This is a genomic window from Serratia sp. NPDC087055 (assembly GCF_044900985.1).
Taxonomy (GTDB): domain Bacteria; phylum Pseudomonadota; class Gammaproteobacteria; order Enterobacterales; family Enterobacteriaceae; genus Serratia.
Map to the genome: position 1 here is coordinate 140,653 of NZ_JBJDOG010000004.1, position 14,661 is coordinate 155,313.

The 14,661-nt window shown below is 53.6% G+C and carries 12 protein-coding genes and 1 tRNA gene; 5 read left to right on the forward strand and 8 right to left on the reverse strand.

Annotated elements, in window-relative coordinates; translation table 11 throughout:
- Positions 1-155: 155 nt before the first annotated feature.
- The 3 genes from bcsE to bcsG are packed head-to-tail and all read left to right on the forward strand — an operon-like array spanning position 156 to position 3,566.
- Positions 156-1,724 (forward strand): cellulose biosynthesis protein BcsE, encoded by a 1,569-nt coding sequence (gene bcsE / locus ACI2J2_RS18825; protein WP_404760606.1) that lies wholly within the window; start codon positions 156-158, stop codon positions 1,722-1,724.
- Positions 1,711-1,914 carry a cellulose biosynthesis protein BcsF gene (gene bcsF, locus ACI2J2_RS18830; RefSeq protein WP_209637873.1) on the forward strand — a complete coding sequence of 68 codons (204 nt, stop codon included), beginning with the start codon at positions 1,711-1,713 and terminating at the stop codon, positions 1,912-1,914. Before bcsE ends, bcsF begins: the two co-directional genes overlap by 14 nt.
- Positions 1,911-3,566, forward strand: a complete 1,656-nt coding sequence (gene bcsG / locus ACI2J2_RS18835; RefSeq protein WP_404760607.1) for a cellulose biosynthesis protein BcsG — start codon at positions 1,911-1,913, stop codon at positions 3,564-3,566. Before bcsF ends, bcsG begins: the two co-directional genes overlap by 4 nt.
- A 336-nt stretch (positions 3,567-3,902) precedes the next feature.
- Here the strand turns inward: bcsG and dppF are convergent, their stop codons facing one another.
- The 6 genes from dppF to ACI2J2_RS18865 form a co-directional block, all read right to left on the reverse strand.
- The gene (gene dppF, locus ACI2J2_RS18840; protein ID WP_209637877.1) at positions 3,903-4,892 is read right to left on the reverse strand and encodes a dipeptide ABC transporter ATP-binding subunit DppF; all 990 of its coding nucleotides are present in this window, start codon (positions 4,890-4,892) and stop codon (positions 3,903-3,905) included.
- On the reverse strand, positions 4,889-5,869 hold the full coding sequence (gene dppD, locus ACI2J2_RS18845) for a dipeptide ABC transporter ATP-binding protein (protein WP_209637879.1): 981 nt from the start codon (positions 5,867-5,869) through the stop codon (positions 4,889-4,891). Before dppD ends, dppF begins: the two co-directional genes overlap by 4 nt.
- A 15-nt stretch (positions 5,870-5,884) precedes the next feature.
- Positions 5,885-6,787, reverse strand: coding sequence for a dipeptide ABC transporter permease DppC (gene dppC / locus ACI2J2_RS18850; RefSeq protein ID WP_209637881.1), 903 nt, complete (start codon positions 6,785-6,787; stop codon positions 5,885-5,887).
- An 11-nt stretch (positions 6,788-6,798) separates the two neighbouring features.
- Positions 6,799-7,818, reverse strand: coding sequence for a dipeptide ABC transporter permease DppB (dppB, locus tag ACI2J2_RS18855; protein ID WP_209637883.1), 1,020 nt, complete (start codon positions 7,816-7,818; stop codon positions 6,799-6,801).
- Between the two features lie 169 nt (positions 7,819-7,987).
- Positions 7,988-9,595, reverse strand: a complete 1,608-nt coding sequence (gene dppA, locus ACI2J2_RS18860; protein WP_209637885.1) for a dipeptide ABC transporter periplasmic-binding protein DppA — start codon at positions 9,593-9,595, stop codon at positions 7,988-7,990.
- Positions 9,596-10,315: 720 nt separating this feature from the next.
- The gene (locus ACI2J2_RS18865; RefSeq protein WP_265556431.1) at positions 10,316-12,007 is read right to left on the reverse strand and encodes a glycosyl hydrolase family 18 protein; all 1,692 of its coding nucleotides are present in this window, start codon (positions 12,005-12,007) and stop codon (positions 10,316-10,318) included.
- A 372-nt stretch (positions 12,008-12,379) separates the two neighbouring features.
- On the opposite strand from ACI2J2_RS18865, the gene ACI2J2_RS18870 reads away from it, so the two are divergent.
- Both ACI2J2_RS18870 and ACI2J2_RS18875 read left to right on the forward strand, forming a co-directional pair.
- Complete coding sequence (locus tag ACI2J2_RS18870) at positions 12,380-12,676, forward strand: DUF6516 family protein (protein ID WP_265556432.1); 297 nt, start codon at positions 12,380-12,382, stop codon at positions 12,674-12,676.
- Entirely contained in the window at positions 12,664-13,020 is a 357-nt protein-coding gene (locus ACI2J2_RS18875) for a transcriptional regulator (protein WP_265556433.1), read from the forward strand. Before ACI2J2_RS18870 ends, ACI2J2_RS18875 begins: the two co-directional genes overlap by 13 nt.
- A gap of 54 nt (positions 13,021-13,074) precedes the next feature.
- On the opposite strand, the gene ACI2J2_RS18880 is transcribed toward ACI2J2_RS18875, so the two are convergent.
- Both ACI2J2_RS18880 and ACI2J2_RS18885 read right to left on the reverse strand, forming a co-directional pair.
- Positions 13,075-13,151: transfer RNA gene (locus ACI2J2_RS18880), tRNA-Pro, on the reverse strand.
- A gap of 120 nt (positions 13,152-13,271) precedes the next feature.
- Positions 13,272-14,603 (reverse strand): MFS transporter, encoded by a 1,332-nt coding sequence (locus tag ACI2J2_RS18885; RefSeq protein ID WP_209637893.1) that lies wholly within the window; start codon positions 14,601-14,603, stop codon positions 13,272-13,274.
- Positions 14,604-14,661: the final 58 nt, after the last annotated feature.

Sequence of the window (14,661 nt, forward strand, 5' to 3'; positions counted from 1 at the left end):
ACGTAAAAAAAAGACATGGCCAATAAGATGATTCCTAACAGATATTATTACACAGTTTGTTAGATTTGTTATTATGATCCCAACGACACTATAACTGAATAGCGACACTCAGTTAGCCACTGACGACACTTTCAACGAAAGTAGAAACATATCCTATGGCGCAATCTTTCTCGTTAGGTATTCGGCAGATTTGGGAAGAACTGTCTGTTATGCAGGCCCCGGGGTTTTATTGGGTGAATGTCGATCGTCAAACCGACGCCAGTTTGCTCTGCCAACAAATCTTAGCCGCCCAGGCTGCAACCAGCCAGGTGGCATTGATTTGCAGCGGAGACAAACCCGACGGGCTTTTGGCTGAGCTGGCCTCCCCCGCCCTGAAAAAAATTCCGCTGTACCAATTACCAGAAAAAAAAGCCGCGCTGACGCATTTCAGCGACGACCTGATGCGCGCCTTAAAACCGCAAAATCGCTTATTAATCCTGTTGGCCCATGCCAGCTTGTGGCAAACCTTCACCAGCGAAGAGTTGCGCAGCTGGACGCGCGCCACCGCCATTTGGCTGCGGCAGCAGGGCTGCACGCTGCTCATCCTCAGCCACGGCGGGGGCGTCAACAAGCTCAAAGGGCAGCTCAGCGCACAACACCGTATTCTCAACGGCCTGTCCAACCTGCAGTGGCAACAAGATAGCGCACAGTATCTGGTGAATTGGTGGAGTACCGAAAACGGCATCAATGCCAACCAACTGCTGACTCTCTATGCCGGTGAACACGGCTGGCAGGGCGATGATGACAGCAACAAACCTTCACCAACCTCTATCCGCAGCGATGAGGGCCGTTATCTTGCTCAGCAGAGTATCCTTGAAGGTGCGCCCCCTCTCTCCGCCAACTGGCAACTGCTGGAAAGCAACGCCCTGCTGGCACAACACGGCATGCTGACCCTCTCGGCCACACTGATCTTTGCGCTCTACCAGAGTGATGAAATCGATGCGCTCGCGCATCAAATTCACAGCCTGCGCCGTCAACGAGGCAACGGCTTGAAAATTGTGGTGCGCGAGATGAGTGCCAGCCTGCGTTACAGCGACGAGCGCCTGCTGCTGGCCTGTGGTGCAAACCTGATTGTGCCGCACGTGGCGCCGCTGTCGCGCTTTTTAACCATGCTTGAAGGTATCCAGGGTCAACGCTTTTCTCGCCACGTTCCGGCAGATATTGATGCCCTGTTGGCCGGTCTGCGCCCATTGCAACTGAAAGGCTATATGCGGCCAAATGACTTTAGCCAAGCGGTGGTTTCGCTGATGGGTAACACGTTACTGCCAGAAGACGGCAAAGGCGTGATGGTTGCACTCCGTCCGGCACCAGGGCTACGCGCCGAACAGGCGATGACACTCTGTCATCTGCGCCGTTTCGGTGACGTCATGACGGTGGTACAGGGCCGGCTGGTGCTGTTTCTCTCCACCTGTCGGATTAACGATCTGGATACTGCGATGAAGTTTATCTTCCGGCTGCCGGTGGACGAGGCGTTCAGTAATCGGGTCGTGTGGCATCAGGATGTAGATATTCTTTCAGAAATCAAACGGATGGCGCACAACGCCACTATACCGTTAGCCACCATGGCCGCACCTGCAACGCCGCGCCACGCTACCGCTGTCGCAGACAGCCCACAGGAGCGTCGTCAACCGGTGCCCTTCACGTTGGCTAGCGGTACACAGGAGAATAAACATGTTGAATCTTAACGATATTATTCAGTTGATTATTCTGTGTGCGATCGTTTTTATTCCGCTGGGTTATGCCTTTCACCGGCGCTTCCCTCACTGGCGTCAATACTGGCAAAACCTGTTGTTATCACCGCGCTATTTAAAATCCGTCGGGTTATGGGTGCGCGAAGGTTCTTCATCTCAGATTAAGCGTAAGAAACAGCCATGAAGCCAACAAACAACCCGCTTTCCGATAATTCCCTGTGGCGCTACTGGCGTGGGCTGGGCGGCTGGAACTACTACTTTCTGGCCAAGTTTGGCCTGCTGTGGTTCGGTTACCTGAACTTCCATGCGCTGCCGAATCTGGTGTTCATGGCATTCCTGCTGATGCCGATACCGGCGCTTCGCCTGCACCGCTGGCGTCATTACATTGCCATCCCGATAGGCATCGCGCTGTTCTACCACGATACCTGGCTCCCCGGCATCAACAGCATTATGAGTCAGGGTTCGCAGTTGACCGGCTTCAGTGCCCAATATCTGCTAGAACTGACAAACCGCTTTATCAACTGGCAGATGGTCGGCGCCGCCTTTGTGATGCTGATTGCCTATCTGTTCCTGGCCCAATGGGTGCGCGTCACCGTATTCACTGTCGCTGCACTGGTGTGGCTCAACCTGGTTAACATCGCCGGGCCGGCAGTATCGCTGCTGCCAACCAGCGTCACCACCGCGTCCACCAACAGCACACCGGCGACGACAACCCCGGCGGCCGGGGGAAATAACGCACCGGCAGACAGTGCGCCGCCAACCAGCGCGAATCTGACGGCCTACCTGAACCAGTTCTACGACAAGGAAAAAGCCCGCGCCACCGCGTTCCCGGCGACCTTGCCTGCCGATGCCCAACCGTTTGACCTGTTGGTCATCAATATCTGTTCGCTGGCCTGGGCCGATATGGATGCGGTGAATCTGCAAAACCATCCGCTGTGGTCGAAGATGGACATCATGTTCGACAACTTCAACTCCGCGACCGCCTACAGCGGCCCGGCCGCGATACGCCTGCTGCGCGCCAGTTGCGGACAGCTCTCGCACCACGACCTGTATCAGCCGGTCAATCAGCAATGTTATCTATTTGATAATCTTGCCAAACTGGGCTTTAAAGAACAGCTGATGCTGGATCACTCCGGCGTGTTTGGTAACTTCCTGAAAGAACTGCGTGAGCAGGGTGATATGCAGGCACCCTTGATGTCACAGGCCGGTATCAGCAATGAGCTCGCCTCATTCGACGGTGAACCGATATACAACGATCTGGAGCTGCTCAATCGCTGGTTGGATCAGCAGCAAAAAGCCGGTGACGCTCGCACCGCCACCTTCTTCAACATCATTCCATTGCATGATGGCAACCGCTTCGTTGGCGCTAACAAGAGTGCAGACTATCAGCCACGCGCGCAAAAGCTGTTTGATCAGCTAAACACTTTCCTTGAACAGCTGGAGAAATCCGGTCGCAAAGTGATGGTGGTGATTGTGCCGGAACACGGCGCAGCGCTGGTCGGAGACAAGATGCAGATGTCCGGCTTGCGTGATATCCCAAGCCCGAACATTACCCACACGCCCGTGGGTATCAAGCTGGTTGGGATGAAAGCCCCACATCAGGGGAGCCCTCTAGAGATCAAAACACCAAGCAGCTATTTGGCTCTGTCAGAGCTGGTCTCTCGTTTGGTCGATGGCAAAGCATTCACGGCACCGAGTGTGGACTGGCAGGCGCTGACGCAAAACTTGCCGCAGACTGCGGTTATTTCGGAGAATGACAACGCTATTGTGATGCAATACCAAGGCAAGCCGTATATCCGGTTGAACGGCGGCGATTGGGTGCCTTATCCACAGTGACTCAATGCAAGACACTCAGGCACGCCTTCGGGCGTGCTTTTTTTATAGGGGTATTAATTCAGGGAGGAACAATGAGTAGCCTCACATTAACATCGGGCATTTTCTTTCATCCCTGACAAACAAAAAACACGAAAAGAAATCGCACTCTCTCGTTAATTATGACCCTGCGAAGATTCCTAATAGTGGCAATTATTCGTAAGGAAATCGTTAAGGGAAATAAGCGAAATTAATAAAGATAAAATATCCAATCAATAATCTAATTCATCGACTGACTCCCTAAATAAAAAATGCCGGCATAAATGCCGGCATTTAAATGAATGCTCAGTAATAACAATACTATGCCGCAGGATTTTCATCCTGATCGACCGCAAAGCAGGCCACCATCTGTTCGCCGTATTGCTTCAACTGAGGTTGTAACTGGGTGCAGGGCCCAAACGCACGACGGCACCGGGCATTGAAAGCGCAACCTGGCGGCGGGTTCATCGGGCTAGGCAGTTCGCCGGTCAACTTGATGCGCTCGCGACGCATATCCGGGTTCAGACGCGGTGTCGCAGAGAGCAGCGCCTGGGTATACGGATGTCGTGGGTTGTTGAAAATGGCGTCTTTACTGCCTTTCTCCACGCAACGGCCGAGATACATCACCATGACTTCGTCGGCAATGTGTTCCACCACCGATAAATCATGTGAGATGAACACATAGGACAGCCCCAGATCCTGTTGCAGGTCCATCATCAGGTTCAGCACCTGCGCACGCACCGACACATCCAGAGCGGAAACAGGTTCATCGGCAATTACCACGTCAGGGTTAAGCATCAACCCGCGCGCGATTGCAATACGCTGCCGTTGACCGCCAGAAAACATGTGTGGATAGCGATCGTAATGCTCGGTTTTCAGTCCAACCTTGGCCATCATTTCCAGCGCTTTCTCACGACGCTCCGCACTGCTCAGCCCGGTATTGATCTGCAACGGCTCCTCGAGGATCTGCCCAACCTTTTTGCGCGGGTTGAGCGATCCATAAGGATTCTGGAACACGATCTGGATCTTCTGTCGGCGCAGTTTCTCGGCGGTCACATCCGGCTTCAGCAAATCCTGCCCCTGGTAGTACAGCTCACCACCCGTCGGCACTTCAATCATCGTCAGCAGGCGTCCCAGGGTCGATTTGCCGCACCCGGACTCACCCACCACTGCCAGCGTTTTTCCACGCTCAAGCGTGAAAGAGACACCGTCCAGCGCTTTAACCAGCCGTTCCGGGGCAAATATCCCCTTCTTGACCGGGTAGTGTTTCTTCAGGTCAATCGCCTGCAATAAGGGTTGGTTCTGGCTCATACGGTCGGCCTCCCCGCATCATCCAGCGGTGTGTGACATTTAACCTGGCGGCCGGGAATGCTACGCAATTCCGGCTCCTCAGTGCGGCAACGCTCAGTGGCATAGGGGCAACGTGGGTTGAGCAAACAGCCGCTTGGACGGTCATATTTACCCGGCACCACACCCGGCAACGAAGCCAGACGCGCCTTGTCGGCAGCGAATTCCGGCAACGCACGCAACAGCGCTTGAGTGTAAGGATGACGCGGCGCACGGAAGATTTCTGCCGCCTTACCGGACTCCACCACCTGACCGGCATACATCACGATAATGTGATGCGCGGCCTCGGACACCAGCGCCAAATCATGGGTGATCAGCAACAGCGCCATATTTTCACGCTGCTGCAACTCCAGCAGCAGTTCGATAATTTGCGCCTGAATGGTCACGTCGAGTGCCGTGGTTGGCTCATCGGCAATCAGCAATTTCGGCCGACAGGCAATCGCCATGGCGATCATCACACGTTGGCTCATACCACCAGAAAGCTGATGCGGGTACACGTCCAAGCGCGAGGCCGGATCGGGGATGCCCACCTGCGTGAGCAGATCAATAGCCCGTTGGCGACGGGTACGACGATTGCCGCCCTGATGCACCTTCAGCGCTTCCATAATCTGGAAGCCGACGGTGTAACACGGGTTAAGGCTGGTCATCGGATCCTGGAAAATCATCGCCACTTCCGAGCCCACCAGTTGGCGGCGCTCTTTTTCGGAAATTTTGCGCAGATCTTGGCCGTTAAACTCCAGCTTTTCGGCCATGACCTTACCGGGGAAATCGATCAGCCCCATAATCGCCAGCGAACTGACCGACTTGCCGGAGCCGGATTCACCGACAATACCTACCACCTGACCCTGCTCCACGCTATAACTGATACGGTCTACCGCGCGGAAGGGAGTGCCTTCGTCACCGAAGTGCACCGAAAGCTTGTCTACATTTAATAACGCCATCTCTCTCGTCCTCTGTTACTGCTTGAGTTTGGGGTCGAGAGCGTCACGCAAACCGTCCCCCATCAGGTTAAATGCAAGCACCGTCAGCAGAATCGCCACACCGGGGAAGGTCACCACCCACCAGGCGCTTTGGGCAAACTGCAGCACGTCGGAGAGCATGGTGCCCCACTCCGGCGTTGGCGGTTGCGCACCCATACCCAGAAAGCCGAGAGCGGCCATATCCAGAATGGCGTTTGAGAAACCAAGAGAAGCCTGAACGATCAGCGGTGCCAGGCAGTTTGGCAAGATATTGATAAACATTTGGCGCAGCGCACCGGCCCCCGCCACCCGCGAAGCGGTGACGTAGTCGCGGTTCACTTCCACCAGCACCGCCGCCCGTGTCAGTCGTACGTAATGCGGCAAGGCGACGAAGGTTAACGCCAGCGAAGCATTGACGATCGACGGGCCGAAAATCGCTACCAGCACCAACGCCAGCAGCAGGCTCGGCAACGCCAACATGATGTCGACGATACGCATGATGATAGCATCCACCACGCCGCCGAAATAACCGGCCAGCAGGCCCAACACCACGCCCATGATCAGCGAAAGCACCACCACCAGACAGCCGACCAGCAGCGACAGTCGTGCGCCGTACATCAGGCGTGACAGCACATCGCGGCCCACATCATCGGTACCAAGAAGATATTGCCAGCTGCCGCCTTCCTGCCAGACCGGGGGCTTAAGCAACGCATCACGGAACTGATCCGCCGGTGCATGCGGTGCCAATACCCCGGCGCCAATGGCAATCACGAACATCAAAATGATGTAAACCAGGCCAACGACGGCCCCTTTATTGCGCTTGAAATAGTGCCAGAACTCCTGAAACGGGCTCATTGGCTTCGGCGCACCTTTAACTACAGACTCAGTGATTTGAGACATCAGAGCGCCCCTTATTTCTTGTGGCGAATACGCGGGTTGACCACGCCGTAGAGCACATCTACCAGCAGGTTAACCAGAATAATCATACAGGCGACCAGCAATACGCCGCCCTGAACGACCGGATAGTCGCGACGTTGCAGCGCATCCATCAGCCAACGCCCCAGCCCCGGCCAGGAGAAGATGGTCTCCGTCAGAATCGCACCGGCGAGCATCGTACCGACCTGCAGACCGATCACCGTCACTACCGGCAACAAGGCATTACGGAGCGCATGCACCACAATCACTCGCATGCGGCTCACACCTTTCGCACGCGCGGTACGGATGTAGTCTTCGCCGAGCACTTCCAGCATTGAGGAGCGGGTCATACGCACGATAACGGCCAGAGGAATGGTACCCAATACGATAGCCGGCAGAATCATGTGCATCACAGCATCAATGAAGTCGCCAGGCTGGCCCCAGATCAGGGTGTCGATCAGCATAAAACCGGTTAACGGCAAGGTATCGTCCAGGAACACCGTGTCGCTGACCCGTCCCGAGACCGGCGTCAGGTTTAACTGCACCGACACCAGCATGATCAGCATCATGCCCCACCAGAAAATCGGCATCGAATAGCCGGTCAGTGAAATGCCCACTGCGGTATGATCGAATATCGAGCCTCGCCTGACCGCCGCCAGTACCCCCACCGGGATCCCGACCAGCACGGCGAAAAGCATCGCGCAGACGCCGAGTTCCAACGTCGCTTTAAAACGCGGGACAAACTCTTCCCATACGGAAATACGGCTTTTGAGGGACGTACCCAGGTCACCATGCAATACGTTGGATACGTAAGTGAAATACTGTTGATAGAGCGGTTTATCCAGCCCCATTTCCGCCATCAGCTGTGCATGGCGTTCTGCGGAGATCCCGCGTTCCCCGGCCATGATGGTCACCGGGTCACCCGGGATCATATGGACGAATGCAAAAGTCAGCAAAGTGATGCCGATAAACGTTGGGATAACTAACCCCAAACGTCGGAGTATGAACTGCAACATATCCCGAACTCTCTGTATCAATGCCCGGCAGCTCATCGTCCGCCAGGCTTATTAAAGCTCACACACTTTGAAAAACCCTGATGCCGTACGCCGGAGACTGCTCAGCAGGAGCGCAACCTGTTGCGCCCCTGCCAAGTCCATTCGTGTGTCGCCGACTGAACGGTCAGAATTAATCTAGAGAGACATTCTCAAAGTGATGCTTACCAAGCGGATCCACGACGTAGCCCTTCACTTCCTTACGCACTGGCTCGTACACGGTGGAGTGGGCGACAATCAGTGCCGGAGCCTGATCGTGCATCACTACCTGAGCTTGCTTGTAAAGTTCTACACGTTTTTCGTGGTTCGATTCGGCGCGCGCCGGTTGGATCAGATCTTCAAACGGCTTGTAGCACCAGCGAGAATAGTTGGAGCCGTCCTTCGCTGCGGCACAGCTAAACAGCGTGGCGAAGAAGTTGTCCGGATCCCCATTGTCGCCGGTCCAGCCCATCATCACCGTCTGATGTTCGCCCGCTTTAGCGCGCTTGAGGTATTCACCCCACTCATAGGTCACGATTTTGGCTTTCACGCCGATTTTCGCCCAGTCGTTCTGGATCATTTCTGCCATGCGACGTGCGTTCGGGTTGTACGGACGTTGTACCGGCATCGCCCACAGATCGATGGAGAAACCGTCTGCCATGCCCGCTTCTTTCAACAGCTCTTTGGCCTTGACCGGATCGTAGGTGTAATCTTTCACCGCGTCGTTATAGCCCCACATGGTCGGTGGGATCAGGTTTTTAGCCGCCTGGCCTGCACCCTGATACACCGCATCGATGATCGCCTGCTTGTTGACGGCCAGGGTCAGCGCCTGACGCACTTTCAGGTTATCCAGCGGTTTTTTCTCAACGTTGAACGACAGGTAGCCCACGTTCAGCCCCGGTTGTTCCATCAGGTTGATGGTTTTGTCCTGCTTCATGCGTGCGATATCCGCCGGATTCGGGAACGGCATGACCTGGCATTCGTTTTTCTGCAGCTTGGCGTAACGCACTGAAGCGTCAGGCGTGATGGAGAACACTAAACGATCGATTTTCGGCTTGGTGCCCCAGAAACCGTCGAAGGCCTTATACAGAATTTTGGAGTCTTTCTGGTATTGCAGCAGTTGGAACGGACCGGTGCCGATAGGGTTCAGGTCGACTTTCTCTGGCGTGCCGGCCTTCATCATCACATCGGCGTATTCGGCAGACAGAATGGAAGCGAAGTCCATGCCCAGGTCAGCCAGGAACGGCGCTTCCGGACGGTTCAGCACGAAGCGCACGGTGGAATCATCCACTTTTTCAATTTTGGCGATCAGCTTCGGCATGTCCATGCCTTCAAAGTACTCATAGCTGCCGCCGGAGACTTTGTGATAGGCATTATTCGCGTCCAACTGGCGTTCGAAGGAGAACACCACGTCGTCGGCGTTGAAGTCACGGGTCGGCTTGAAGTCTTTGCTGCTCTGCCACTTCACGCCTTTACGCAGGTGGAAGGTGTAGACTTTGCCGTCTTCGCTAACGTCCCATTTTTCAGCCAGGCCCGGCTGCAGTTCGGTGGTACCGATTTTGAATTCGACCAGACGGTTGTAAATTGGCACCGAGCTGGCGTCATAGGTGGTACCCGAGGTGAACAACTGCGGGTTAAACCCTTCCGGGGAACCTTCAGAACAGTAAACCAACGTCTTGGCTTGCACGCTGGCCGCAACGGTCAGCGCAATCAGCCCGATACCGAATTTCAGAATCCCTGTTTTTCCCAAGGAACTTGTCATCGCGAGTGCTCCATTATGTGATGTGATGTGTGTATACCCTGCATCTTTCAAACTGCTGCGGCGTTGTCTGCGCTCTCTCACCCCAGTCAACTAAGCTCCCGGGGATTCATTCGATTGCCGCCTTGCTGCAGCTCGAAAGCTATTGGGTAATTACCGCCAGAGCCTGTATTTTTTATTGCGCGGCCTGTGCAGTCAGTGCCCGAAGGCTGGAAGGGATAATTGCTCGAGAGAGCCGGGTGGAACGTATCCCGGTGGGGGCGTCTGAGCGCGTGGAATTCACTCAAACAACTCTCGCTCTTACCCCTGAGGCTACCAAATTGCCAACTGTTTGGGGTGTCGTCAATATAACCAGTAGGGATTTACACAGACTGTGAGAAACAGCAAACAAACATAAAAAAAACCTTTCTTTAACAGTTACAGCATTAAAAATTATGCTATGCGGTTATTTTTAGTTCGATAGGCTACATGCCTGAAAGTTACTGGTGTTTAACTCCGATAAAAAACGGAAAAAGTTTGTTGCTGAATGATGAATATCTGAACGGTTATTTTTGTGATCGGCGTTAAAGACAGGATGAAATGCTGATTCCTTACCCGAAAGGGTGAGGCATTCCCGCACTTTTTAATCGAAGAGACGCCACAATCACTGCGCCGTAAAAAAACTTTCCTCTACCAAAAAGCCGGGGGCAAAGAAATATCCCCCGGCAACGTCGTACAACCGATTTATGGCGTGCCGGCACTGTTGCCCAGGCTGCTATTCATGTTGTTCAGAATGTCGCCGTTGTCAGCGTCAATCTCCCAAGAGAACAACCCACCCAACTGCTTATCCAACACATACTTGCCCTTTGCCTGCACCGAGCGTGCATCGTCGAACGTGATCAAATCGCCCGTTGAAGGTTTGAACACGTAAGGCGCTTCGGCGGTGGCGTCGTAGCTGTACTGCCATTCACCGCTCATGAACTGATTGGCGATTTGGCGATAATCCACGATGCCATTTTCCCAGGTCCCTTTTACCGGACCGGTCGCGGTGCCAGTGAACGGAATGTTGTTCTGGTAGCCATTCACGCCGGTCCAGCCACGGCCATACATGGCCGTACCCACGACGATTTTGCCCGGCTTCACACCCTGCGTCAGCAACGCATTAACGCCATTCACCGTGGTATATGCCGTATCCGGTTTCCAGGATGGTGCTTTCAGTGCCGTCTGGTGGCCCAGGTTTTTCAGATCGAACGCGCCATAGAAGTCGTAGCTCATCAGGAAGATGTGGTCCATCGAGTTCTGTGCGGTGTTGTAATCTACCTTGTCGATCTTGTCCTTGCCGGCGCTGATGGCAGAGGTCAGTTCATACTTGCGACCGGTTTCTGCCGAAAGCTGGTCCAGCATGGCCCGCAGCTCTTTCATCAATTGCACATAGGTCGCCCCATCCTGCGCATTGCCCAGTTTCGGGTTAGCACCCTGTCCGCCCGGGAATTCCCAGTCGATATCCACACCGTCAAAGAACTTCCAGGTTTGCAGGAACTCCTTCACCGAGCCGACGAAACGATCGCGCTTCACCTTGTCGCCCATGAAGAAGAATGGGTCAGACAGTGTCCAGCCGCCGATCGATGGCAGGATTTTCAGGTCTGGACGCGCCTGCTTCAGCGCCATCAACTGACCAAAGTTCCCTTTGTAGGGGTCATCCCAGGCGGTAACGCCCTTTTGACCTTTCTGCAGCGCCGCGAACGGATCGTGGATCGACACTTTAAAGTCTTCACGGCCCTGGCAGGAACGCTGCAACGCCTGGAAACTGCCTTCGATCTCTTTCAGACTGTCGTTGATGCCATCACCGCCACAGATCGGGATAAACCCATACAGCAAATGCGTCAGGTTTTGCGCCGGCAATTTATCGACGGTGAAATTACGGCCGTAAACGCCCCATTCAACAAAATAAGAACCGACCACTTTCCCGGAGTCTTGCTTATAAGGCTTATTTTTTTCCAACAGCGGTTCTTTTAAGGGAGCCAAATGACTGCCGTCGGTATCGGCCACAACAATTTCGGTTGCGTCACTGGCGGTACAACCATCGGCATTGCATAAGGATACCTGCATTTGATAACGGCCACCTTTATTCACCTTAAAGTTTGCCGTACCTGAAGCGCCGGTTGAGGCACCGCTCCAAACTTCTTTGCCATTTAATAAGACTTTTGCCGTAGTACCGGTATCGCCATTCCATAAATTCCATGAAACAGAAACATCGGCGGCATTTTTTACCTTCACCAGATTATTATAAGCCGTCGCAGCCTGATCGACCTCGACAATGGCGAACTTGGTATTGCCCCAGGCCAACGTCGGTTTGCCCGGTGCGGCGGCCTGGGCAGCAGAGCAGAGCGTGCTGCCGATCAACAGTGCCAACAGAGGTTTATTAAATTTGCGCATAACTGATTCCTTTATTCCGAGAGGATAAACGTAAACTATTTAATGACGGCCGCCCATTATCGGAGCAAAACAATCCCGCAATAATCCTGGCCGATTAAAGTAAATAAAAACGCACCTTTTCACGCGGCGGGAATTATCATTCTCGCGTTGTGCATTCAGACTATAGATAAAATAATCGTTAAAACAAGATGGCTATCAACCGGGTTTTATTAATCAGCGATGAATTTATTTAATAATGAATAACTGCTGCCAATAGGAATAAGGAATGTGAATTAATTACAGGGAAAGGACAACTATTTTTCATAGCAATGATGTCATCATTGACATCAAATTTAACTTGATGGTAACGTAAACATCAACAAGGAATGTTCAATGCCTGCGACACTCGTAATGAACAGACGCATTTGGTTGGATGCAAACAGTTTGCTCAGCCTGGTTGTCTGGGATGTCACTCCCTCAGTGAGAGGCAGCAATCACAAGTACAAATACCGTTTGGCCTATGTGGTAGAGGGTAAATGCGTATTACGCTATGACAATGAAGCGGGTAAAGGTGATCATAAGCACCAAGGTGCAGCCGAGATCCCGATAGAGTTTATTGATATTAACAGGCTGGTTGATGATTTTGTTGTGGAAGTAAACCAGCTCAGGAGGCCAAAATGCGCACTCTGATGGTAAGTGTAATGCCTGTCCAACAGGCGATTGATGGGCTTAAAACGGATTTTTCCAAAGCCTTATCCGGTACTGATGTAGGCAACAGGCTAATATTCCCTGATGTCAAAACGCTGACCTATGTATTACTGAACACGAATCGAATGACGCTGCTAGAAACAATGACCGGCGTGGAAGCCATGTCAATTCGAGAGCTATCCAGACGACTCAATCGGGATTTCAAAGCCGTGCATACGGATGTTCAGGCTTTGCTTAATGCAGGTGTCTTAGATAAGAAAGGCACGAAGATAATCTTTTCTTATGACGAAATCCATTTTGACTTCGTCACAGGCAAAGCGGCCTGAAGAACAAATAACAGGCGAAAAAAAACCTGCTTTAAAAAGCAGGTTTTTCGAATGTGGTCGGCGAGAGAGGATTCGAACCTCCGACCCACTGGTCCCAAACCAGTTGCGCTACCAAGCTGCGCTACTCGCCGATGCGGGGCGCATCTTACTGCTGACGATAATACGCGTCAATCACTTTCTTGCCCCGGCCAATCAAGTGGTGATAAAAGCGGCATAAAGCGCAGTACAGAGCCCTGTACCGCGCTTTGACGTTACGCCTGCGCGGTTTTCAACGCCGGTGATTGGGCGCGCAAGAACGGCAGCAGGAACAGCGCTGACAAACAGGCGGCGATTGAGATCACCACGAAGAAACCGTTCCAGTGCCAAATTTCCATGATCCGGGCAATCGGATAACCGGACAACGCCGCACCCAGATAGGCAAACAGGCCAACAAAGCCGGTTGCCGCGCCAGCAGCGTCCTTGTGCGAACATTCCGCCGCCGCCATACCGATCAGCATCTGCGGGCCAAAGATGAAGAAGCCGATGGCAAAGAAGCAGGCAGCCTGCAGCAGGAAGGTCACACCCGGCATGAGCCACAACGCGGCGACTGACAGGAAGATACCGATAGCGAAAATCAGGTTCATTGGCCCACGGTTACCGCGGAACAGTTTGTCAGACCCCCAGCCCGCCACCAGCGAGCCAATAAAGCCGCCCACTTCAAACAGAGAGATGGCCGAGTTGGCGGTCATCAGCGAATAGCCTTTTTCCTGCGTCAGGTACAGGTTACCCCAGTCGTTGATGGCGGTACGCACGATGTACACCAGGACGTAAGAGACCGCCAGCAGCCAGATGTATTTGTTGGTCAACACGTAACGCTTGACGATTTCCCGGTTGCTCAGCCCCTGGCCTTCCGATTCTTGCACCAGCTCCATGGCGTCGTTACGCCACTTACCGACGCTAGGCAACCCCATGGTGGACGGCTTGTCGCGCAGACGCCAGCACATCAACAGCCCCAACACCACACCGATGATGCCCGGAATAATCATGCCGTAGCGCCAGCTGAAGTGCAGCGAGATAAAGCCGACCAGCAGGGGGATCAGTGCGCCACCAAAGTTGTGCGAGGTGTTCCAAATCGCCCACCAGCCGCCGCGCTCGGAGCGGGAGTACCAGCTGGTAAGAATTTTGGAGCATGGCGGCCAGCCCCAGCCCTGGAAGAAGGCGTTGAGGATCCACAGCGTACCCAGCATCAGCAACGAAGAGCTAAGTCCGAAGAAAATATTGAGTATGCCGGTCATGATCAGGCCCAACCCCATAAAATAACGCGGGTTGGAACGATCGCTGATCATGCCTGAGATAAATTTCGAACAGCCGTAGGTGATGTAAAACAGCGTGCCAAGGATGCCGACATCGGACATCGTCAGGCCAAGATCGCTCAGCATCGCCGGCATGATGAAGTTGAAGCTTTTGCGCGTAAAGTAAAACGCGGCATAACCGATGTACATCGTCCACATCAGTTGGATACGCCAGTATTTATAGCTGGCATCGATCTGTTTTTGATCGGTAACCGGCGGCACATCCTGGCGGCTTTTAAGGAAAGACCACATGTGAAACCTCAGAGAATAGGAAAAGTGCCGCTATCATGCTGCGCGCGCGCGTAAATGA